Below are 21551 nucleotides of genomic sequence, written 5' to 3' on the forward strand. Positions count from 1 at the left end.
GGTAGCCGGGGTGTGGCGAGAGGAGGGGACGGGTGAGGGCTCCGGTTCGGCGGCCGGCGCGTCAGGCGCCGAACAAGTGCGAACCGGGGCGATGGGCGATCCGGTCACTGACCACCAGCCCGCCACGCCAGCGGCCGGCTTCATCCCTTTAGCGGTACTGAAGTCGGCTGAGCCGGTATCCGAAGGAACTGCGTACATCGAAGTACTGCGAGGATGAATGGACGTAGCCAGTACGCGGTGGGCAGTAGGCGGCGCATGCCATGGGAAAAACCAAGGTCGAGGCGACAAGATGCCTCGATTGGATTCCTTGACCCAAACGCGCCCTGCCAGGTGGCAGTCGTGGGTCTCCAGCAGGTGCATGAAGGAAGTGGTGGTCCAACACAAACGGTCTGAGTGAGGTTGAGAGGCTGCCGCCGCCTGCAAGAACTCGACAAAGGCCGACATCGCAGTGGCGGCAGAATCTCGTCTAACTAGGACCTACAGGGGGGCGCGGGTTGGATGCGGTGTCATTGTGCTGTGCCGCGTGCTGAAGGCCGGCGAAAAACGCCACGTAGACGTGCACCAGACTCTCAGCCAGTTCCTCGCACTGTGCCGGCTCGATCTGGATGCCCTGCCGGTCGGCGAAGGAGGCGATCCGCTGGGCAGCCATCGTTACCACCGCCCGCGACGCGTCGGAGTCGAAGGGGATCGTCACGCCGCCACCGCCGCGGACTCGTCGTGCTCAGGCGCCGACCGGTTGAGCTTGGCCGGCTTGTGGTGCGAGATGCTGGCGAGGGTCTCGATAATGAGGTTGGCCGAGTCGGCATCGCTCGCCGCCTGCTCAGTGAGCTTCTCGAACGCCTTCAAGTACCAGTCGGCGGCCACGTCCTCCAGGACGAGCCGGCCGCCCAGGTGCTCCACCAGCGCGACCGGCGGATACGGCGGCCGCATCAGGCAGAGTATGAACGGACCATCCTTCCCATCGTGGAGGCCAATCCTCGTCGGCAGAACGCGGACCTTGACGTGCGGTCGCTCGACCACCCGGAGCAGATGCTCCAACTGCTGCTCCAGCACTGCCCGCCCACCGACCGGGCGAGTGAGCACCGACTCCTCGATGATCACAGTCAGGCGCTTCGGAGGCCGCTCGTCCAGCACCTCCTGCCGCACCACCTGCTTACGTACGAGCCTGTCCAGACGCGCGGCGTTCGGCTCACGGCGCTGGATGACCGCCTCCGCGTAGTCGCGGGTCTGCAACAGCTCCGGGATGAGGCTGCTCGCGTACACGCACAACTCCTCGGCACGCGACTGAATCCACCAGTGGTCGATGATCGTCAGGTCGTCGCTAGCGCCGCTGCGGCTGTTGCCGCCGTAGCCGGGCTCCCACTGGTTGATGCGCCAGGCGTTCGCGGCCAGGTCGAGGAGTTCCGCCCGCTGACGCTCGTCATATATGCCGTAGACGTCGAGGAGTGCCATCACGTGGTCTCGCCGGAATGGCCACTCGGCGCGCTCGTATCGGGCCAGCGTGGAGAACTCGACGCCGAGGTACTCGGCGATGTACTTCAACGTCAGCCCGCGCTCGTCACGCAGATTGCGCATCTTTTCGCCGAGAGACTGGGCGCGGAGGGAGTATTGGAAATGCTCCCGCTTGGTAGGCATGGCCGTACCTCCTGCTGTTGGGGGATTCCCGCCTGGTGCGGTCGGGACAACAGGACGCTAGGTTTGGCGCCAAGAACAGCTCAACGGATGTGCGCGAGTTTGCGTTCGATCAATTGTCGAGCGCGGTGATCGCGGCGCCGATCAGAGAGCGGGCAGCCGCCCCGTAAACCGCGAGTTCGGCGAGCTGGGTGAACGCGTCGGCGTACATCGCAATCTCGCGCGGCTGTGTGACCGTGAGATGGCCGGATATCAGCTCCACGTTGACCTGCTCGTCGTCGTAGAGGAAGAAGCTCTCCACCGGCCACAGCCCGGATCGGTTCGCGTCGACCGGGATGATGCCGAGGCTCACCGAGGGCAGTGCGGCGACGGTGAGCAGATGGCCGAGCTGCCCCGCCATGGTCTCGATGTCGCCGATGCGGTAGCGCAGGGTGCCTTCCTCCAGGAGCACGGCGAACCGATGGTCGCCCTCGTGGATGACGTGTTGTTTTGCCACTCGGACCTTCACCGCGGCCTCCACATCGTCCGGGAGGTCACGGCGGATCCGGAGCGCGTCGAGCAAGGCGTGGATGTAAGCGGCAGTCTGGAGCGGACCCGGGATCATCGAGCACGAGTAGATGCGGAACCGTCGCGTGCGTTCCCATAGAGGGATGACGGACTCCTGAACGAACCGCAGGCCGGTCCGCTCCATCCGCTGCCACTCAACGAACATGCCCTCAGCCGCTCGTAGGGAGGCGACGAGATCAGCGGCCCGCTGGGGCACCTCGCAGTGCTTGCACCAGGCGGTGATGTCATCAGCCGAGGGAGCCTGGCGCGCGTGCTCGATCCGGCTGACCTTCGATGAGTGCCATCCCGCCCGGCGGCCGAGGTCGCGCCCCGTGAGACCCGCGTCGGTGCGGATCTCGCGGAGCTGGGCGCCCAGTGCCTCTAGCGCCTGCTGGGCGCTGGACGAGGGGGACGCCACGTGTCGAGTATGGCCGTCGGGTCTCACGCCGGGTGGTAGTCGGCGTGCGGTGTAGCCCGCTCCCAGACCGCCTCGAACGCGGCCACGCAGAGCTTGACCATCGCGGGATCGGTGGACAGCTCGATATCCAGCCACTCACCCTCACCGCCGAAGTGGTTGAGTGCGACGAGCCGGTGATCGAACACCCAGAAGTCATTGCCGGGTAGCGCGAGATCCGACGCTCCGCGACGAGGCAACCAACGGACCTGCTCGCCGGCCGTGATGTTGAGCCCGTCTGTGATCTCGTACTCGTACCGGATGTAGGCGCTGATCGGCTCGGAGATGATGCGCGCGCGCATGATCTGGACGCCGCGCGCCGTCGTGCTGGATACGAGATCGAACCACTCGCGCCAACGCGAAGCGGGATCGACAGAGATGCCGGCGCGCCAGTCCTGAAACACCGGGTCCTCGGTCGAGTACGCGTCCCGCATCTCCAGGTGCACGGCGCTGCGCTCGCAGGCCGTGAACAGCTCGCCGATCGTGACGTCGAGGCCGGTCACCCGTTGACCTCCGGCAGGAACTGCGCCATGCGCCGCGGGATCCGGACCACCGTCTCGTGGTCGGGGATGTCCATCTGGGCGAGCACTGCCGGATCGGTGACCTTCCAGCCCTGCACCACGTAGGTGTCGTCGCTGTCGTCGTAGTACAGCGTGGGTGATCCACCACTGGGAGAGCCAGGGTCCTTGCCGAGGAATCGCAGCGCCATGACGACCTTCCTTCCACTCGGAAACGACGTATCCGAGTTTGCGGGCCGCTGGACAAGCGCCTCAAGGAGTGTGCGCCAGTTTGCGCGGCCCGCTGGCCGACAATGCCGCAGTAGCGTTCAGCAAATGGTTGGCGGTGCTACTCCCAAGCACCGCCAATGATTAGGACTCGACCTTGCCGACACCGATGGGGCAGGTCATGCCGTTAGGGCCGTGGTTGCAGTACCCATTCGGGTTTTTGTCACTTGAAAGATACTGCTGGTGGTAGTCCTCGGCGTAGAAGTAGTCGCCCAGCGGCGCGATCTCGGTCGTGATCTCGCCCAGGCCGCTGCGCGCGACCACTGGCGCGAAGGCCTCCCTCGACGCCTCGGCCACCACGCGCTGCTCGTCCGTCGTCGTGTAGATGGTCGAGCGGTACTGGGTGCCCACGTCGTTGCCCTGCCGCATGCCCTGGGTCGGGTCGTGGTTTTCCCAGAAGACCTTGAGCAGCTGCTCGTACCCGATCTTCTTGGGGTCGTACACGACCTGGACCACCTCGGCGTGTCCGGTCTGGCCGGAGCAGACCTCCTCGTACGTCGGGTTGGGGGTGGACCCGCCCGCGTAGCCGACCGAGGTGGAGATCACACCCGGCAGGCGCCAGAACAGACGCTCGGCGCCCCAGAAACAGCCCATCCCGAAGACCGCGACCTCGGCACCGGCCGGCCAGGGGCCGCGCAGCGGGGTGTCGAGCACCGTGTGGCGGTCGGCCACCGGCATCTGGATCGGTCGACCGGGCAGGGCCTGGTCGGGGGTGGGGATTTCAAGCTTCATGCGCCGCAGAAACACTGCACGCTCCTTTCTCCGCCCACTGCAACACCGGGAGGCGGCCCACCCTTACCCGGGCCGAAGGGCGGCGGAGATCTTCCCGGCGTACTCGCGGGCTTCGTCATCGGAGGCATACCGCGTGCGCGGCCAGAAGAAACCGCGAAGGCCGTCGCCTTTGGTACGGGGTACCACATGGGTGTGCAGATGGGCGACCGATTGGGACACCTTGTTGTTCATCGCCACGAAGGTGCCGCCGGCGCCCAAACCCTCCTCGACGGCCACGGACAGGCGCTGGACCAGGCCGAAGTAGGGGGCGAGCTGGTCGGTGGGGAGGTCGGCGAGCACCACCGCGTGCTCGCGGGGCACCACGAGCGTGTGCCCCTTGAAGACCGGCCGGGTGTCGAGGAACGCGAACCCCGCCGGCTCGTCCGCCACCACGAAACCGGGCACCGAGCCGGAAACGATGCCACAGAACAGACAGTCAGCCACCCCCGGAGAGTAGGGCTAGCCTGGTCTCCGTGACGAGGCGAGTGGTGATCGCGGTGCTGGGGCCGGTGGCGTGGAGCCCGCCCGGCGTCGACCTGGCGACGTGGCGCGCGGCGCTGGCCGAAGATGTCGTCGATCTGCTGGCCACGCTCAACGAGGTGGAGCCGGCCATCGCCGCGCTGGGCGCCGACCGGGCGCTCGCCGAGTCGGTGGCCTGGCCTTCCATGCCGGTGTACGAGGTGCCCGACCTCACCGCCGGCGCGGTCTTCGCGGCCGCGGCCAAGGATGGCTACGACCAGGCGGCTGCCGTGGTGGCCGACGCGCCCGACCTGCCCGGGCTGCTCGTGGGCAAGCTGCTGCGCCCGCTCACCACCCGGCCGCTCGCGGTGGCACCCGCCGACCCTGGGCCGGGGCTGCTTGGCGTGGCGTCGCGGCTGCCGGCGCCGGACTGGCTGCCCGCGTTCGACCTGGATGGCGGCTCGATCCCGGAGCTGCGCTCGGCGGCGCCCCAGCTGCCGGACGTGGGGTCGAGCCCGGGGTGGCGGCGCCTGCGCGGCCCCGCCGACCTGGCGACGCTCGACCCCGCGGTGGAGGGCTGGGAAACGACCCGAGCCCTCCTATCCGCGTAGCCGCCTACAAGTCCCTACAGGCCAAGATCGCCCAGGTCGCCCAGATCCAGCTGGGAACGGGCGAACGTCTGCGGATCCGCGAAGTCTTCCTCCGACGGCAGCAGGTCCGGGTGGCCCCACAGCGCGTCGCGGCCCGCGGTGCCCCGGTGCTCGGTGAGCGCCGCCCACAGCGCGGCGGCCTCACGCAGCCGCCGCGGCCGCAGCTCCAGGCCGACCAGCGCGGCGAACGTCTGCTCCGCCGGGCCACCGGCCGCGCGCCGGCGCCGGAACGCCTCGCCGAGGCGGGCGACGTTGGGCAGGCGGTCGCCGGCCGCCTGGTCGACGACGTGGCACACCCAGCCCTCGACCAGCGCGAGCGCGGTCTCCAGCCGGGCCAGCGCGGCCTTCTGCGCGGGGCTGTCCTCCGGAGTGAAGATGCCCTCGAGCGCGATCGCCTGCATCGACTCGGGGTTGCTGGGGTCGATGCGGCCCATGGCCTCTTCGATGGCCTCGCGGTTGACCGTGATGCCCGCCGCGTAGGTCTCGACGGCGGTGAGCACGTGCCCGCGCAGCCACGGCACGTGCTGGAAGAGGCGCTGGTGGGCCGCCTCGCGCAGCGCCACGTACAGCCGGACCTCGTCGAGTGGCAGCTCGAGGCCCTCTCCGTACACCTTGATGTTGGCCGGGACGAGCGCGGCGGTGCCGGCCGGTGCCAGGGGGAGGCCGATGTCGCCGGCGGAGAGCACCTCGGCGGCGAGTGAGCCGAGCGCCTGCCCCAGCTGGCCCCCGAAGAGCGCGCCACCGAGCGTGGTGACCATCGACTGCATCGGACCGAGCTGGGCGCGCGCCTCCGGCGGCACAAGGTCGCCCATCGCGGCCACCATGCGGCCGGCGACAGGGTCGCAGAGCTTGCGCCACACGTCGAGCGTGTTGTAGATCCACTCGTTGCGGGTCCAGGCGACCGAGGTGCGGATGCCCGAGGGGAGCGCGGCCGCGGGCTCAAGCCACAGGTCGGCCAGGCGCAGAGCCTCGTCGACCTCGTTGCGCTCGTAGATGTTGACCGCGGGGTCAGCCGAGCCCAGCTGGCTCACCGCGACCTGGCGGGCGAGGTCCCAGTTGACCGGGCCGCTGCCGGGCGACGCGAGCAGCTGCTGTAGCTGAGCCATGAACTGCTGCATCTGCTGCGGATCGTTGGGGTCGGGTGGCTGTGCGCCCGGGAGAGCGAAGCCGAACGGGATATCAGGCACGTCACCAACGGTACGCCCGGCCCTGTGTCAAAACCCTGCCCGCGCTGTCAGCTCAGGGTGAAACCGGGGTAGGTACGCTTCGCGCATGAGACGTCGCGGTGTCACGGTTCTCCTCGGCGCGCTGATCACCGCGTTGCTGAGTGTGGGCGTGCTGGCCGCCCCGATCCCGTACGTGGTGCTGGGGCCCGGCCCCACCGTCGACACGCTGGGCAAAGAGGACGGCAAAGAGGTCATCCAGGTCAACGGCACCCAGACCTCCACCTCGTCGGGCCAGCTCCGGCTGACCACCGTGGGCGTGCAGCCGGACGTCAAGCTGCTCGCCGCCATCGCGGGGTGGTTCAGCGACGAGGAGGCGGTCGTCCCGCGCGAGCTGATCTATCCGCCCAACCAGACCGAGCAGCAGGTCGAGGAGCGCAACGCCGAAGACTTCAAGGCGTCGCAGAGCAGCGCGGAGACCGCGGCGCTGCGCAAGCTGGGCTATCCGGTACAGGTGACGGTCAAGAACGTCACGGCGGGCGGTCCTTCCGAGGGCATCCTCAAGACGGGCGATGTGATCACCAAGGTCGATGGCCAGGCGGTGACGAGCGCGCCCAAGCTCACCGAGCTGGTCCGGTCCAAGCCGGCCGGGACGGCGCTGACCATCGAGTACACGCGGGGCGGCAAGTCCGCGACCAACAAGATCACGACGCGGGCGGCCGAGGGAGAGCCGCCGCGCATCGGGGTGGAGATCGAGCCGAAGCAGCCGCACCCGTTCGAGCTGAAGATCGACCTGGCGGAGATCGGCGGGCCGAGCGCGGGCCTGATGTTCGCGCTGGGCATAATCGACAAGATCGATCCTGACGACCTGACCGGCGGCAAGATCATCGCAGGCACCGGCACGATCGACGACGAGGGCTTCGTCGGTCCGATCGGCGGCATCGCGCAAAAGCTCGTGGGCGCGAAGGACGCCGGCGCCGTGTACTTCCTGACCCCCGCCGACAACTGCACGGAAGCCAAGGCGAACGCGCGCCCAGGCCTTCCGCTGATCAAGGTGGGCACGCTCGACGAGGCGCTCACGGCCCTGGAGACCGTGCGTAGCGGCGGTCAGCCACCGCTCTGCTGAACCAGGGGAAATGACTTTCAGGAACACCCCGTACTGTAGGTGCCTGATCGGAGCGGATCAGACATCAAGCGTGCGGAGCATACCGTGGTCATGCGTAGCAGTCCTCTGCCGAGAATGAGCCGGCGGGGCCGCGTCACTGTCGGGGTACTCATCGGGGTGTTCCTGCTTTTCACCTTGATGGGCTGGGCCGTCGAGGTCTGGACCGACTGGCTTTGGTTTGACGAAGTCGACTACACGCAGGTCTACACGGGTGTGCTCACCACGCGGATCCTGCTCTTCTTCGCCATAGGCCTGGCCATGGCGGTGGTCGTCGGCGGCAACCTGTACCTCGCCTACCGCCTGCGGCCGCTGCTGCGCCCGCATTCGGCCGAGCAGGCGACGCTCGAGCGATACCGGATGGTGCTCAGCCCGCGCATCGGCACCTGGATCGCGGTGCTGTCCGTGATCATCGGCCTCTTCGCCGGGCTCTCCGGGCAGAGCCGCTGGCGCGACTGGCTACTCTTCCGCAACTCGGTGCCGTTCGGCGCGTCCGACCCCGAGTTCAAGATCGACGTGAGCTTCTACGTCTTCGAGTACCCGTTCTGGCGCTACCTGCTCGGTGTCGGCTTCACCGCGGTGGTGCTCTCGGTGCTCGGCGCGCTCGCCGTCCACTACATCTTCGGCGGTGTGCGGCTCCAGGGCATCGGCGACCGCATGACGGCCGCGGCGCGCGCCCACCTGACGTCGCTCGTGGCGGCGTTCGTGCTCCTCAAGGCCATCGCGTACGTGCTCGACCGCCGCGCGCTGCTGCTGGAGCAGGATCCGCCCAACCTCTACGGCGCCGGCTACGCCGACATCAACGCGCTGCTGCCGGCCAAGGAGATCCTGGCGTACATCTCGGTGGTGGTCGCGATCGCGATCATCGTGTTCTCCAACGCGGTCATGCGCAACCTCGTGTGGCCCGGCGTCTCCCTCGCCCTGCTCGCCATCTCGGCGGTGGCGATCGGCGGCATCTACCCCTGGGCGGTGCAGACCTTCGAGGTCAACCCCAGCGTGCGCGACAAGGAACGCGACTACATCGAGCGGAGTATCAACGCGACACGAGACGCGTTCGGGCTGGCACAGACGGATATGAAGGCGTACACCGCCACCAACCTCACGCCACCCGCCACGCTCGCCACCGACACCTCGGTCGTGCCCAACATCCGCCTGCTCGACCCCGAGCTCGTCTCCCAGTCGTACACGCAGCTCCAGCAGGTCCGCGGCTTCTACGACTTCGGGCAAAAGCTCGACATCGACAGGTACACGCTCAACGGCAAGACCCAGGACTACGTTGTCGGCGTCCGCGAGATCAACTACAGCCGCCTCACCGCCCAGCAGGGCAACTGGCTCAACCGCCACACCGTCTACACGCACGGGTACGGGCTGGTCGGCGCGCCGGCCAACCAGGTGGTCTGCGGCGGCCAGCCGTACTTCGTCTCCGGCTTCCTCGGCGACGACCAGAGCGGCGAGGCGTGCGCGTCGAAGACCGAGCAGATCGACGTCGAGCAGCCGCGCATCTACTACGGCGAGCGGGTCGGCGGCGGCCAGCAGGGCGCCGACTACGCGATCGTGGGGCAGACCGACCCCGAGCGCAACGTCGAGTACGACCGGCCCACCGGCGCCAGCGGCGACCAGGGCATCAACTACACGTACACCGGCGAGGGCGGCGTCGAGATCGGCTCGTTCATGCGGCGGCTGCTCTACGGCATCAAGGAGCGCGAGTCCAACTTCCTGCTCTCCGACGCCGTCAACGACAACTCCAAGCTGCTGTACGTGCGCAACCCGCGCGACCGGGTGGAGAAGGTGGCACCGTTCCTCACGATGGACGGCGACCCCTACCCGGCGGTGGTCGGAGGCCGCATCCAGTGGGTCCTCGACGGCTACACGACCGCCGGCACCTACCCGTACTCCCAGCGGGTCAACCTCCAGTCCGAGACCACCGACGAGCTGACCAACGTGGGCACCTTCCAGCTCGCCCGCGAAAACGTCAACTACATCCGCAACTCGGTCAAGGCCACAGTGGACGCGTACGACGGCACGGTGCGGCTGTACGAGTTCGACGACACCGACCCCGTGCTCAAGGCCTGGAACAAGGCCTTCGGCGGCGACCTCGTGACACCCAAGTCGCAGATCCCGCCAGACCTGGCCGCCCACTTCCGCTACCCGGCCGACCTCTTCAAGGTGCAGCGCAACCTGCTGGCCCGCTACCACGTGACCGACCCGGGCGAGTTCTTCAACGGCTCGGACTTCTGGGAGGTGCCGAACGCGCCGGACGCCCCCGACACGGGCGTCAAGCAGCCGCCGTACTACCTGCTCACCCAGTTCCCCGAGCAGGACGCGCCGCGCTTCCAGATAACCTCCGCGGTCACACCACTGGGCCGGCAAAACCTCGCCGCGCTCATCTCCGGCTCCTATGTGGACGGCAAGCCGCAGCTGCAAGTGTGGGAACTGCCCGACCAGACGGCGGTGCAGGGCCCGGTGCAGGTCCATCAACGGATGACCAACACCAACGCCCAGATCAGACAGGACCTCAACCTGCTCTCGTCCAACCAGGCACAGGTCCTGTACGGCAATCTGCTGTCCCTGCCGTTCGGCGGCGGCATGCTCTACGTCGAACCGGTGTACGTGAAGAGCAACCAGGAAAACGCGTATCCGGTGCTGCAAAAGATCCTGATGTCCTACGGCGACGGCGGCTCGTACGTCGTACTCGCCAACAACCTGCAAGAGGGCATCAAGGAGCTTGTGGAGCAAGGCAAGCGAGGAGCCCCGCAACAGGGCGGAAACGAAAACGAGAATCCACCGCCACCCACCACGGGCGGAAACCAGCAGCTGACGCCCGAGCTACGCGCGGCCGCTGACAAGATCGATTCCGCCTGGGCCGAGGTCAAGGCGGCGAGGGCCGCCGGCGACTGGGAACGCGAGGGCAGGGCGCTCAAGGCACTCGACGACGCGATGGCCGAGTTCCAGTCCGCCCTGGACGCCGCCAACCGCGGCAACGGCGGCTCCACACCCGCCCCAACCGCGACGGCCACCCCGCCGCCCGCATCACCCTCACCCACCCCAGGCGGCGGCTGAGCTGCGCCTATCCCGCGTGCGCCACGACACGGCGGCCCGTTTTGCAGGTACGGCGACGGGTGCGCTAGTGTTAACGAGCCGACGCGGGGTGGAGCAGCTCGGTAGCTCGCTGGGCTCATAACCCAGAGGTCGCAGGTTCAAATCCTGTCCCCGCTACCATCAGAAACGCCCTTCCAGAGATCCTCTGGGAGGGCGTTTCGCATTTGGTATCACCGGAGCTGTTCGCGCATCGCGGGTAGGCCGTAATCGTGGACCGCGGTGACCACCGCGTCGGCCACCGCCGCCGGGTCGGCATCGTGCTCCAGGTCCCACCACAGGTCCGACTGGGTCGGCATCAGCTGCCCGATGCGCCGCTGCCACACGTAGGTCCCGTAGAAGACGTTCGGCGAGGGGGACGTGGGCAGGTACGGCTGCTCGCGGCGGGCCGACTCCCACACCAGCCGGCTGACCACGGAGAGGTTGAGCGTGAAGCTCAGGCTCGCGCTGGTGTTGTAGGCCGACGACTGAAACCCGAGCTGGGCCAGGCATTCCTCGTCGTCGAGGCGGTATCTGGCGCCGGATCCTTTGAAGCCCAAGGCGCGCAGCCCAGGCGCCACCCGGTCACGCAGCATCGCCCGATAGACGTCCTGAACGCTGCTCACAAACCCGATTCTGGCCCACGCCGGCGAGTCCCTGCCTTCACGGCGGCCGGGGGGCCGTTCGAAACTCCGTTTGGTTCGTTGTCGATCTGAGGGTGTCCGTGCTCGTCGTAGGGTAGGAGGCCCACCCGGGCCGGTCACGATGGGACGTTTGACATGGCCAAATACCTGATCCTCATCTACGGCGACGACCAGCAGTGGGAGGCGATGACGCCGGAGCAGCGCACGGCGCACGAGGCGGCACATGGTGAGTTCCGGGCGGCCGCCGGTTCGCGGGTGCTCGGGGGGCATGAGCTGGAGCTGGCGCCGACCGCGACCTCGCTGCGTTCGGACGGCGCCGGCGGGGTGACCACGACGGACGGGCCGTTTCTGGAGGCCAAGGAGGCGGTCGGCGGCTACTACCTGATCGAGGCCAAGGATCTCGACGAGGTGTTGGGGCTGGCCGCGAAGCTGCCGGAGGTCCGCGCCGCACACAGTGGCGTGGAGATCCGTCCGATAGTCCAGAACGGGTGACCCCGGACATCACCGCGGCGGTGGCGGAGGCGCATCGCACCGAGTGGGCACGGGTCTTTGCCACCACCGCGCAGCTGACCCGGGATCTCGACCTGGCGGAGGAGTGCGCGCAGGACGCCTACGCGCAGGCGTTGCTGACCTGGCCGCGGACCGGCGTGCCGGACCGGCCCGGTGCCTGGCTCACCACGATCGCCCGTAACCGGGCGCGTGACGTGCTGCGGCGGGAGTCGAACTTCCGGCGGGCGATGCCCCTGCTCGTCTCCGACGAGGCGGTGCCCGGTCCGGAGGATGGCCTCGACGACGACCGGCTCCGGTTGATCTTCACGTGCTGCCACCCGGCGCTGGGCCGGGACGCGCAGGTCGCGTTGACGCTGCGGCTGGTATGCGGGCTGTCGACGGCCGAGGTGGCGCGGGCCTACCTGGTGCAGGAGGCCACGATGGCCGCGCGGATCACGCGGGCCAAGAAGAAGATCGCCATGGCGCGCATCCCGTATCGGGTGCCCGCCCCGGACCAGTTGGCCGAGCGGGTGAGCGCGGTACTCGAAGTGGTCCATCTGATCTTCACGACCGGGCACGCCGCGCCAACGGGTGCGCATCTGGTGCGGCGCGACCTGACCGGGAGCGCGATCCGGCTGGCCCGCATCCTGCACCTGCTCATGCCGGGCGACGCGGAGATCACCGGTCTGCTGGCGCTGCTGTTGCTCATCGAGGCGCGGATGGAGACTCGCCTCTCCGAAAGCGGACGGCTGCTGCTCCTGTCCGAACAGGACCGGAGCAGGTGGGACGGCCAGCTGATCGCCGAGGGCACGGCCCTGCTCACCGACGCGCTGCGGCGGCAGAGCCCCACCCGGTACGCGGTGGAGGCCGCCATCGCGGCGGTACACGTGGAGGCGCGGACGTGGGAGGAGACCGACTGGTCGGAGATCGTTTCGCTCTACGGCGTGCTGCTGCGGCTGTGGCCGTCGCCGGTCGTCGAGCTCAACCGCGCGGTCGCGATCGGCTTTCGGGACGGGCCGGCCGCCGGCCTCGACGCGCTCGTGCCCCTGCTCGCCGACCCGGCACTGGCCACCTACGGCTACCTCAGCGCCGTACGGGCGGACTTTCTGCGGCGGCTGTGCCGGTGGGAGGAGGCGGCCGGCGCGTACGAGGAGGCGCTGGCCCTGACCGACAACGAGGTGGAGCGCGCCTTCCTCACTGAACGGCTCCGAGAGGTCCAGGCGCGTTGAGGTCGAGTGCGATGCGCCGGTGCGGGGTAGCCCGGTAGTACTCGATCACGTGGGCGAGGCGCTCGTTGGAGACGGCGCAGCCGTCGCCGCCCACCGTGACCCACCGGCCCTTGTCGGAGTCGCGCACCCGAAGCTGGACACCATCCTTGTCGCGCCGCACCGACTTGATGTGCTCCCAGGACAGCGTCTGCCCGCCGGCGACGACGCCCTGCGAGGTGACCGCCACGAGGATGGGATGGCGCACAGCCTTGAAGACGACCCACGCCAGCATCGGCAGCGTCACGACGCACAGCGCGGTCATGATGCGGCCATTCCACCCGTCCGCCCGCGCACCGCCCCACAGCAGCCCGCCGGCGAATATCCCGCCCACCGCCACGATCATCAGCGCCAGCCCTCGCTTGGACCGCCGGGCGAGCAGGCCCGGCCGGGCGCCGCCGGGCAAGGCGAGCGCGCGATGCCAGCGGAGGTCGTCGCGCTGGATGCGGCGGCGCACCCAGTCGATGCCGCCGAGGTAGGCGAGCGTGCCGATGAGCCCGATGCCACTCAGATCGGGTGCGGCGGTGCCGGACCGGCGACCGTACTCCCACACGGCGGCGCCGGCGACGAGGACGGCGAGGGACGCGAACGCCGCCACCACTGACCGGATCCCCCGCGACACCTCCTTACATATACGGCAACCGGGCCACCGCGAGGATCCGCCGTACGTGCGGTTGGGTGCCGCGCAGGCGCAACTCGACCGCCGCCCGCCGCGACTCCTGGTAGCCGGAGACGAGGGCGGCGATGCCGGCGGCGTCGATGAACGGGACGGCGGACATGTCCAGGTGAACGGTGTTGGGGCGGCGGGCCAGGGCGTTGAGGATGGCTTGGCGTAGCTCGTCGGCGCTGTCTCGGTCGATTTCGCCGCCGACCGCGACGGTGAGGGTGCCGCCGCCGGCGTGGGTGGTGGTCACCCGCAGACGGGGTGTGCCCAGTGTGGTGTCCTCCACCTCGCCCCAGTGCGGTGGGGTGTCGGCGAGCATGGCGTTGCGCAGCCAGGTCAGTGTCTTGGACAGCAGCCGGGATACGTGCATCTGGGAGATGCCGCACCTTTCCGCGATCTCGACCTGGGTGAGGTTGCCGTAGAAACGCAGGATCAGGATCCGGCGTTCGCGTTCGGGCAGCCGGTCCAGCAGCGTCTGGATGGTGAGCCGGTCGTCGATCGCGGCCAGGTCACCGTCGACCTCACCGATCAGGTCACCGCGTTCGGCCGTCCCACCGCCGGAGCCCGGGCTGGTCACCGGCGCGTTCAACGACAGCAGCGTATAGCCGGCCGCGGACAGCATCGCCTTGTCCACCTCGTCGGTGGTGGTGTGCAACCGGTCGGCCAACTCGCTGCTGCTGGGCGCCCGAGACAGCGTGTTGGTCAAATCCGAACCGGCGTGGCGGATCTGCACGACAAGATCCTGCAACCGGCGCGGCGCCCGCACCCCCCACGTGCGATCCCGGAAGTGTTTACGCAACTCACCCAGGATCGTGATCACCGCGAACGCGGTGAACGAACCCCGCTCACCGTCGTACCGGTCTACCGCCTTGACCAGACCCAACCGCGCGACCTGCTCCAGGTCAGCGAACGGCTCACCCCTTCCGCGGTAGCGATGGGCGAGCCGATGCGCGAGCGGCAAACACAACTCCACGAACTCCGCCCGAGCGGACGGATCCGAAACAACACGCTCGCCATACCGCGCCGCTTCCTCGTCGAGGTTTAGCTGGGCAGTGTCCTGTTCCGAGTGCATCACCGCCTCCTTGTGGCAGAAGCCTTGGATGGCACGGCCCCGAGTGGGCGTGGTTGAACTCGCGTTTCGTACCCAGTTGGCTGGCGGAATATCCCACCGGATCAGATACGCGAACGTGCCGCTAGATGAAGGCTTGCCCACGTGACCTTACCGTCGGGCAGGAGTGTGCAACCCCAACTTGACGAGACAGCCTCGACAAGCGGAAAACCGGGCCCCGTCAGTCGTTTGCGCCGTGGGTGGTAGTCGCGCACGGCGAGATGGAGATAGCGGCCGCCGCGGGTGACGGTCAGGTCGATGGGGGTGCCGGAGTGGCGGACCGCGTTGGTGACAAGCTCCGTGGTGACGAGGCGGGCCGGCTCGACCACGACCGGCAGGCGCCAGCGGTCGCACGCCCCGGAGACGAGGGTGCGGGCCGCGCGTACCGAGGCGGCGGCGGCCGGAAAGCGGTCGCGGACCTGGGCGGGCAGCTCGCGGCGCGTGGCGACGGCCCGGCCGCGGTCGAGGTCGGTGCAGAGCGTCAGGTGCCGCTCGACGCCGAGCCGGCGCAGCGCCGCCCGCACGTCGCGCGAGGGCGCGCAGACGAGGAGCGGCACGCCGGGCCACGCCGCGGCGTGGCGGGACGCCGCGAGCAACGCCGTGAGGCTGAGATCCTCCTCGACGGCGAGGGCCTCGGCGTCGAGGAGGATGGCGATCGGCTGCTCGGCGAGGCATTCGAGCAGCGCGGTGCGAAGCTGGCCCGCGCTGCGAAGGGTGAGCAGACCGTCGGCGCGCAGGACCGCGAGGGGCGGCTCGTGGACGGCGGTGCACCGGAGGCGCTGGGCCATCACCTGGCCCCGACCGACGTGCCGGCCAGCACACCGAGGACACCGGTCATCTCCAGCACCCGCCGAGGCATGCCCCGCGCGCCGCGCACCACCAGGCTCTTGCCCTGCCCGCGCGCGTCGTTGCGCGCCGCGAGCAGGGCACCAACACCACAGGCGTCGATGAATCCCACAGCGGACAACTCCAGCTCGACAAGACGGACCCCGTCGGCGCGGAGAAGACCGAGCACACTCGCGGAAAGCGCCGCTGTGACAGCCATGTCGATCTCGCCGCTGACGACAACCCGCGCGGTGTCCCCGCTCGGCATCTCCACCCGGAGGTCGAAGTCGTATGCCATCGACCATCCCTCCGCAACGGACCGTACCCGAGGAGCGCACGCCCGTAACGCCCCTTGGGTAATGACAGATCCGGGCCCACCCGGAACGGGGGGCCCAGCTTAGCTGGCAATGATCGCGTTTTTCCCGGGCGAACGGCGGGTAACCTCGCGGGGAGGCCCCCTGCGGACAACGAGGTGCCATGCCGACAGCCGTCCAGTGTTTGATTGACGATCACCAGCCGTACGCGGTGGCGCGGGTGGTGGGAGTGCTGGACGTCAAGGGCGCGGCCGAGGTCCGCTCCGCTCTTATCAAGTGTCTGGCCGAGCAGCCGGAGGCGGTCCTCGTCGACCTGTCCGGAATGCGCCTCGGCGAGCCGAGTGCCCTCTCCATCTTCTTCGCCGTCGCCCGGCAGGCGGCGAAGTGGCCGGCGGTGCCGCTGGTGCTCTGCGCGCCCCCGGCCGACGCGGCCGACCTCCTGCGGCGCGCGGCGGACGAGCGCCGCATGCCCGTGCTGCCCACCCTGAACGACGCGGTGCGCTCCCTCGAGCTCGACCACACGGCCCCCTCGATCAGCGAAGACCTGCTCCCGGTGGTCGGCGCCGGCCGGCGGGCCCGCGAGCTGGCCACCGAGGTGTGCTTCCAGTGGGACATGCCCCACCTGGTCGGGCCCGCCTGCACGGTGGCGACCGAGCTCGTCAACAACGTGGTCGCGCACGCGCACACGATGATGACGATCCGCATGGCGGTGCGCGACCGCTACCTGCACATCGCCGTCCGCGACGGCAGCGGCGCCGAGCCGGTGCTGCGTCGCGACGTCTCGCCCACCGCCCTCTCGGGGCGCGGGCTCGCCCTGATCGAAGCGGTCTCCCGCCACTGGGGCAGCCTCCCCACCCAGGGCGGCAAGGTCGTCTGGGCCGTCCTCGACGTAGCCCCGCAGCGGCTCTAGAACGCTCGCCGTCGCGGTCGGGGTTGGCGAGCCTGGCCACAACGCACGGCCAAATCCGAGACAGATTTTTCCCAGGTCCGCGTCAGCTGTAGACCGTGTGCGCGGGGTCCCCGGGGAAACGTGGAGCGCGGCGGAGCGTTTTCTTGGGGTGCTTTCCCGCGGGCACCGTTCCCGGCCGGCGGCTCGTAGACCGAGCCGAAACCCCCGGCCGCCCACTGCCGGGTCCGCGGGAGCAACGGTCCGGACCACGACGGACGTCGCGGTAGCTCAATATGTGAAATGGCCTCGAGACCGCGGAGGCCGGAAAGTCCGACCTCCGCGGTCCCGGCTGCGGGGAAAGCCCGTCAGGGGGTGGCCAGGGCCTCCGTGGGGGCTAGGCGGGCGGCGCGGATCGCGGGATAGAGGCCGGCGATCGCGCCGATCAGGAGGGTGGCGCCCACCCCGCCGGCCATGGCCCAGGCCGGCACCACGGATGGCCACGCGCGGGTGCTGGCGTACACCGTGGTGACGGCTGTGCCGAGCACGACCCCACCCGCGCCGCCGAGCGCCGACAGCAGCAGCGACTCGGCGAGGAACTGGACGCGGATCTGGCCTCGGGTGGCGCCGAGCGAGCGGCGTAGGCCGATCTCGGCGCGGCGTTCGAGTACCGAGATGACCATCGTGTTGGCCACGCCCACGCCGCCGACAAGCAAGGCCACCGCACCGAGGCCGAGCAGCAGGCCGGTGAACGCCCGGTCGGTCGCTCGCCTCGCCTCCAGCGCGTCGGACGGGCGGGAGACCTCGACCTCGTTCGGGGCCTCCGGGTTGGCGGTGGCGGCCAGCACGGCCCGCACGGCCTCGACGGCCGCGTCGTCCGAGCGGGTGTAGACGGTCGTCGGGTAGCCGTCGAAGTCCAGGTAGGTCTCCGCCGCCGCCCAGCCGACCAGCGTGGCCGAGTCGAGCTCGGGCGCGAGTGGCACCTCGTCGAGAATGCCGACGACCGTGAACCAGACGCCGCCCACGTACACCTGGATGTCCGCGCCCGCCGCACCGACGCCCAGCCGGCGGGCCGCCGCCGCGCCCAGCACCGCGGCCGGGTAGCGGGAGGTGGCCGCGTTGAGCCAGGTGCCGCCGGCGAGTGTGGCGCCGACCGTGCCGAGCAGGTCGAGGTGGGCCGCCTGCACGGTCATGCCGCCGGTCTCCGCCTCCGGTATCCGGTCGTTGCGGTAGACGTTGGTGTCCGGCACCTTGCCGGTCGCGGCCACCTCGTTGACCGGGCCGATCCGGGAGACCATCGCCACCGACTCGGTGGGCAGTTGCGCGTCCTCGCCGAAGATCGTCCGGCCGGGTCCGACGGTCAGCAGGTTGGTGCCGAGCGCGGCCAGCTCGCGGTCGAGCTCGGCCCGGCTGGAGGACGAGATGCCGACGACAGCGGTCATCGCCGCGATGCCGATCGCGATGCCGAGTGCCGACAGGAACGCCCGCAGCGGCCGGGTCCGCAGCCCGGCCCCACCGACCCGCAGCACGTCGCGGGGGCGGAGCCGGGCGGGGGAGAGCGCCGTCGCCATTCAGACCACCGCCCCGTCCAACATGGACACCTGGCGAGGCAGCCCGGCCGCGATGTCCCGGTCGTGGGTGATGACCAACACGGTGGTACCCGAGGCGTGCAGCTCGCGCAGCAGGGCCATCACACCGGATCCGGAGGCGGAGTCGAGGTTGCCGGTCGGCTCGTCGGCGAGCAGCAGTGCGGGCTCGCCGGCCACCGCTCGCGCGATCGCCACCCGCTGCCGCTCGCCACCGGAGAGCTCGTGCGGCATGTGGTCCAGGCGGTGCGCCAGCCCCACCCGGTCCAGTGCGGCCTCCGCGCGCCGCTTGCGCTCCTTCAGGGGTACGCCCGCGTAGAGCAGGCCGTCGGCGACGTTGTCCAATGCGGACTGTCCACCTGCGAGGTGGAATTGCTGGAAGACGAAGCCGATCCGGCGCGCCCGCAGCGCGGAGAGCTGGCGGTCGGAGAGCGCCGCCACGTCGTGCCCGTCGATCCGCACGGTGCCCGACGAGGGTCGGTCCAGCGTGCCGATCAGGTGCAGCATCGTCGACTTGCCCGAGCCGGAAGGGCCGACGATGGCGGCCACCTCGCCGTACCCGACCGCCAGCGACACGCCGCGGACCGCGACCACGCCGCCGGGGTACGCCTTCGTGACCGAGTCCAGCTCCACGAGAGCGCTCATGACGGCATCCCGACGGTCATGCCCTCGGCGAGGCCGTCGCCGGACACCTCCACCCGGCCGGTGGCGAACAGGCCCGTCTCCACCGCGACGATCCGGGTGGCGGCGCCGTCCACCACCTGAACGCCGTAGCCGCCCTCGGCGAGCGCGAGCAGCGCGGCCACCGGGACGGTGAGCACGTTCTCGCGTTGGGAGGCGGTGAAGCCGACGTCCACGGTCGCCGAGTCGAGGCCGGCCACCGCCTTCGCGTCGTCGACGGCGACCGTCACCTCCACCGCGGTCGAGGCGGGCTGCTGCTCCTCGGCCGGCTTGATCACCAGCTCGGTCTTCGTGATCTTGCCGCGGGCCGTCTTGCCGTCCGGCACCGTCACCGTGACGGCCGCGCCCTTGCGGGCCAGCCGCTGGTCGGAGACCTCCAGCTCGACGGTGACCACCCGGGCGGTACCCGTGTAGGAGAGGACGGCCGTGCCCGGCTGCACCGCCTCGCCCACGTCGGCCTCGTTGCCGTCGATCCGCACCGCGCCGGACGCGAAGACCACCCGGCCCAGCTCCACCGTCCCGGTCTCCGGCAGGCCCATGTCCTCCTGCCACTGCTCGACCGCCTCGGCCGTGGAGCTGGAGTACTCGTCGTCGACCGTGAAGCCGTCGTACCCCAGGGTCCGCAGGTTCTTCTCGAACTGGGTGACGTCCGCGCCCTCCGTGCCCACCGCGAGCGTCCGGTACGCCGGCAGCGCGCCGTACAGCAGCACGACCGGCGTGTTGTCCAGCCGGTAGAGGGCCTGCCCCCGTTTGACCGTCGACCCCGTCGCCGGCAGGCCCGTCACCGTCCCGCCCGAGCGCGCTGCCGCCGAGATCGCGGTGCCGTAGCCCAGTTCCCCGCTCTCGGTCTGCGTGTCCACGAGCGTCTCGCGGGTCACCTTGGTGGTGGCCGGCGGCAGGTCGCTGCTCGCCTCGCTCGGCGCCTCCCCGCCCGGCAGCCCCAGCCCGAACCCCGTCGCCGCCACCGCGCCGGTCACGACCACCACCGCGCCGGTCGCCAGCGCCATGCGGCCCTTACGCCGCCTGCGGCTTCTCATCCTTCTTTCCGATCCACGCTTCTCTTACCGCCACCAGGCGGCTCGGGCATGATCGAGCGGCACTTCTCCTCGGCCGCCTTGAACGTCGGGCTCTCCGGGTCGCCCACCTCGTTGCCGTCGATCTGGAGGCCACCGTCCTTCGGGTCCGGAAACTTGGGCACGCCGTTTTCGCGCATGCACTTCGCGTACTTGCGCAGCTGCTCCTGCCGCTCCGGGTCCGCCTTGGGTGGCTCGCCACCGTTGGGCAGGTGCTTCTTGCACACCTTCTGGGCCGCGTCGACCTTCGCCTTGTCGACGCCTTCCGGCAGCCCCATCCGGAACTCACCGTTGTCGCCGACCTCGGGATCGGGAAAATCGGGCAGTCCGTTCTCCCGCATGCACTTCGAGTAGGCGAAGATGGCGTCCCGGTCGTCCGGGCCACCCGGCGAGGCGCTGGCGCTGGCCTCCGGTGTCTTGCCGCCCGCGGTGGCCACCTTGTCGCCGCCGTCGCCTCCGCCGCCACAGCCGGCCGCGCTCAGGGCCAGCAGCAGCCCGAGTACGAGCGATGTCCTGATCCGCATCGTCCTTTTCTCCCTGGATGGATGGCGGCGGCCGGCTCATCCGACCGCCACGGCCGAGTAGAACGGGAGCGGGATCACGGGGGCGTTTCCGAAACCGATGACGCCGGGGTGACATCACCGTGGGTCACCATGGGGGGTATGCGCATCCTGGTGGTCGAGGACGAGCCGCTGCTGGCCGACGCGGTGGCCGAGTGGCTGCGCGGCGACGCCCACGCGGTCGACGTGGTGCACGACGGCGGCGCCGCGCTCGAGCGGATCGACGTCAACGAGTACGACGTGGTGGTGCTCGATCGCGACCTGCCGGTCGTGCACGGCGACGACGTGTGCCGGGCGGTGGTGGCCGGCGAGTCCCCGGTGCGGGTGCTGATGCTCACCGCCTCCGCCGAGATCGACGACCGGGTGGCCGGGCTGAGCCTCGGCGCCGACGACTACCTGCCCAAGCCGTTCGCCTTTCCGGAGCTCGCCGCCCGCGTCGTGGCGCTCGGCCGCCGCTCCCGGCCGGCCGCGCCGCCGGTGCTCCAGCGCGCCGGCATCCGCCTCGACCTGCACCGCCGCGAGGTGTACCGGAACGGGCGGTACGTGCCGCTGTCGCGGAAGGAGTTCGCGGTGCTGGCCGAGCTGCTGCGGGCCGAGGGTGCCGCGGTCTCCGCCGAGCAGCTGCTGGAGAAGGCGTGGGACGAGCACGCCGACCCGTTCACCCACGCGGTGCGGATGACGATCCTCAAGCTGCGCCGCAAGCTCGGCGACCCGCCGATCGTGTTCACCGACCCGGGAGTGGGGTACCGCGTCCCATGA

Annotated in this window: 24 protein-coding genes and 1 tRNA gene; 8 read left to right on the plus strand and 17 right to left on the minus strand. The window is 69.9% G+C overall.

The annotated features are described in order from the left end of the window. Nucleotides 1–466: 466 nt before the first annotated feature. The 7 genes from AC5L36_RS05920 to AC5L36_RS05950 all read right to left on the minus strand — a co-directional run bounded on the left by AC5L36_RS05920 (nt 467) and on the right by AC5L36_RS05950 (nt 4632). Nucleotides 467–694, minus strand: a complete 228-nt coding sequence (locus AC5L36_RS05920; RefSeq protein ID WP_441214320.1) for a hypothetical protein — start codon at nt 692–694, stop codon at nt 467–469. Next, nucleotides 691–1635, minus strand: a complete 945-nt coding sequence (locus AC5L36_RS05925) for a helix-turn-helix domain-containing protein (RefSeq protein ID WP_441214321.1) — start codon at nt 1633–1635, stop codon at nt 691–693. The genes AC5L36_RS05920 and AC5L36_RS05925 overlap by 4 nt, the downstream gene beginning before the upstream one ends. Nucleotides 1636–1744: 109 nt before the next feature. Next, nucleotides 1745–2596, minus strand: a complete 852-nt coding sequence (locus tag AC5L36_RS05930) for a helix-turn-helix domain-containing protein (RefSeq protein ID WP_441214322.1) — start codon at nt 2594–2596, stop codon at nt 1745–1747. 23 nt (nt 2597–2619) lie between these two features. Further along, complete coding sequence (locus tag AC5L36_RS05935) at nt 2620–3135, minus strand: DUF6879 family protein (RefSeq protein ID WP_441214323.1); 516 nt, start codon at nt 3133–3135, stop codon at nt 2620–2622. Beyond that, nucleotides 3132–3341 (minus strand): hypothetical protein, encoded by a 210-nt coding sequence (locus tag AC5L36_RS05940; protein WP_441214324.1) that lies wholly within the window; start codon nt 3339–3341, stop codon nt 3132–3134. The genes AC5L36_RS05935 and AC5L36_RS05940 overlap by 4 nt, the downstream gene beginning before the upstream one ends. Nucleotides 3342–3501: 160 nt before the next feature. Beyond that, nucleotides 3502–4164 (minus strand): peptide-methionine (S)-S-oxide reductase MsrA, encoded by a 663-nt coding sequence (msrA, locus tag AC5L36_RS05945; protein ID WP_441214325.1) that lies wholly within the window; start codon nt 4162–4164, stop codon nt 3502–3504. Nucleotides 4165–4212: 48 nt separating this feature from the next. Beyond that, nucleotides 4213–4632, minus strand: coding sequence for an HIT family protein (locus AC5L36_RS05950; RefSeq protein WP_441214326.1), 420 nt, complete (start codon nt 4630–4632; stop codon nt 4213–4215). A 29-nt stretch (nt 4633–4661) separates the two neighbouring features. On the opposite strand from AC5L36_RS05950, the gene AC5L36_RS05955 reads away from it, so the two are divergent. Beyond that, entirely contained in the window at nt 4662–5258 is a 597-nt protein-coding gene (locus tag AC5L36_RS05955) for a hypothetical protein (protein ID WP_441214327.1), read from the plus strand. Nucleotides 5259–5272: 14 nt separating this feature from the next. Here AC5L36_RS05955 and AC5L36_RS05960 read toward each other — a convergent pair whose 3' ends face one another. Next, a complete protein-coding gene (locus tag AC5L36_RS05960; protein WP_441214328.1) occupies nt 5273–6484 on the minus strand; it encodes a zinc-dependent metalloprotease in 1212 nt (403 codons plus the stop codon). 85 nt (nt 6485–6569) lie between these two features. Between AC5L36_RS05960 and AC5L36_RS05965 the strand changes: the two genes are divergently transcribed. The 3 genes from AC5L36_RS05965 to AC5L36_RS05975 all read left to right on the plus strand — a co-directional run bounded on the left by AC5L36_RS05965 (nt 6570) and on the right by AC5L36_RS05975 (nt 10841). Further along, nucleotides 6570–7586, plus strand: a complete 1017-nt coding sequence (locus AC5L36_RS05965) for a YlbL family protein (RefSeq protein WP_441214329.1) — start codon at nt 6570–6572, stop codon at nt 7584–7586. Between the two features lie 84 nt (nt 7587–7670). Next, a complete protein-coding gene (locus AC5L36_RS05970; RefSeq protein ID WP_441214330.1) occupies nt 7671–10682 on the plus strand; it encodes a UPF0182 family membrane protein in 3012 nt (1003 codons plus the stop codon). An 82-nt stretch (nt 10683–10764) separates the two neighbouring features. Then, nucleotides 10765–10841 (plus strand) — tRNA-Met (locus AC5L36_RS05975). Nucleotides 10842–10891: 50 nt separating this feature from the next. Here AC5L36_RS05975 and AC5L36_RS05980 read toward each other — a convergent pair. Continuing rightward, complete coding sequence (locus tag AC5L36_RS05980) at nt 10892–11323, minus strand: DUF4304 domain-containing protein (protein WP_441214331.1); 432 nt, start codon at nt 11321–11323, stop codon at nt 10892–10894. Nucleotides 11324–11476: 153 nt separating this feature from the next. On the opposite strand from AC5L36_RS05980, the gene AC5L36_RS05985 reads away from it, so the two are divergent. Further along, complete coding sequence (locus tag AC5L36_RS05985; RefSeq protein ID WP_441214332.1) at nt 11477–11833, plus strand: YciI family protein; 357 nt, start codon at nt 11477–11479, stop codon at nt 11831–11833. Next, nucleotides 11830–13059 (plus strand): RNA polymerase sigma factor, encoded by a 1230-nt coding sequence (locus AC5L36_RS05990; RefSeq protein WP_441214333.1) that lies wholly within the window; start codon nt 11830–11832, stop codon nt 13057–13059. Before AC5L36_RS05985 ends, AC5L36_RS05990 begins: the two co-directional genes overlap by 4 nt. Here the strand turns inward: AC5L36_RS05990 and AC5L36_RS05995 are convergent. The 4 genes from AC5L36_RS05995 to AC5L36_RS06010 form a co-directional block, all read right to left on the minus strand. After that, nucleotides 13025–13717 (minus strand): hypothetical protein, encoded by a 693-nt coding sequence (locus tag AC5L36_RS05995; protein WP_441214334.1) that lies wholly within the window; start codon nt 13715–13717, stop codon nt 13025–13027. The genes AC5L36_RS05990 and AC5L36_RS05995 overlap by 35 nt on opposite strands. Before the next feature lie 4 nt (nt 13718–13721). Then, nucleotides 13722–14831 (minus strand): SigB/SigF/SigG family RNA polymerase sigma factor, encoded by a 1110-nt coding sequence (locus AC5L36_RS06000; protein WP_441214335.1) that lies wholly within the window; start codon nt 14829–14831, stop codon nt 13722–13724. Between the two features lie 101 nt (nt 14832–14932). After that, nucleotides 14933–15655 (minus strand): STAS domain-containing protein, encoded by a 723-nt coding sequence (locus tag AC5L36_RS06005; protein WP_441214336.1) that lies wholly within the window; start codon nt 15653–15655, stop codon nt 14933–14935. Then, nucleotides 15655–15990 (minus strand): STAS domain-containing protein, encoded by a 336-nt coding sequence (locus AC5L36_RS06010; protein WP_441214337.1) that lies wholly within the window; start codon nt 15988–15990, stop codon nt 15655–15657. The genes AC5L36_RS06005 and AC5L36_RS06010 overlap by 1 nt, the downstream gene beginning before the upstream one ends. A gap of 179 nt (nt 15991–16169) precedes the next feature. Between AC5L36_RS06010 and AC5L36_RS06015 the strand changes: the two genes are divergently transcribed. Next, on the plus strand, nt 16170–16916 hold the full coding sequence (locus AC5L36_RS06015; protein WP_441214338.1) for an ATP-binding protein: 747 nt from the start codon (nt 16170–16172) through the stop codon (nt 16914–16916). Nucleotides 16917–17260: 344 nt separating this feature from the next. Here the strand turns inward: AC5L36_RS06015 and AC5L36_RS06020 are convergent, their stop codons facing one another. The 4 genes from AC5L36_RS06020 to AC5L36_RS06035 are packed head-to-tail and all read right to left on the minus strand — an operon-like array spanning nt 17261 to nt 20756. Beyond that, complete coding sequence (locus tag AC5L36_RS06020; RefSeq protein WP_441214339.1) at nt 17261–18463, minus strand: ABC transporter permease; 1203 nt, start codon at nt 18461–18463, stop codon at nt 17261–17263. Then, nucleotides 18464–19123, minus strand: a complete 660-nt coding sequence (locus AC5L36_RS06025) for an ABC transporter ATP-binding protein (RefSeq protein WP_441214340.1) — start codon at nt 19121–19123, stop codon at nt 18464–18466. After that, on the minus strand, nt 19120–20196 hold the full coding sequence (locus AC5L36_RS06030; protein ID WP_441214341.1) for an efflux RND transporter periplasmic adaptor subunit: 1077 nt from the start codon (nt 20194–20196) through the stop codon (nt 19120–19122). The genes AC5L36_RS06025 and AC5L36_RS06030 overlap by 4 nt, the downstream gene beginning before the upstream one ends. Further along, nucleotides 20193–20756, minus strand: coding sequence for a hypothetical protein (locus AC5L36_RS06035; RefSeq protein WP_441214342.1), 564 nt, complete (start codon nt 20754–20756; stop codon nt 20193–20195). The genes AC5L36_RS06030 and AC5L36_RS06035 overlap by 4 nt, the downstream gene beginning before the upstream one ends. Nucleotides 20757–20894: 138 nt before the next feature. Here AC5L36_RS06035 and AC5L36_RS06040 point away from each other — a divergent pair, with 138 nt between their 5' ends. Beyond that, nucleotides 20895–21551 (plus strand): response regulator transcription factor, encoded by a 657-nt coding sequence (locus tag AC5L36_RS06040; RefSeq protein ID WP_441214343.1) that lies wholly within the window; start codon nt 20895–20897, stop codon nt 21549–21551.

This window comes from Phytohabitans sp. LZ39 (genome assembly GCF_059359075.1).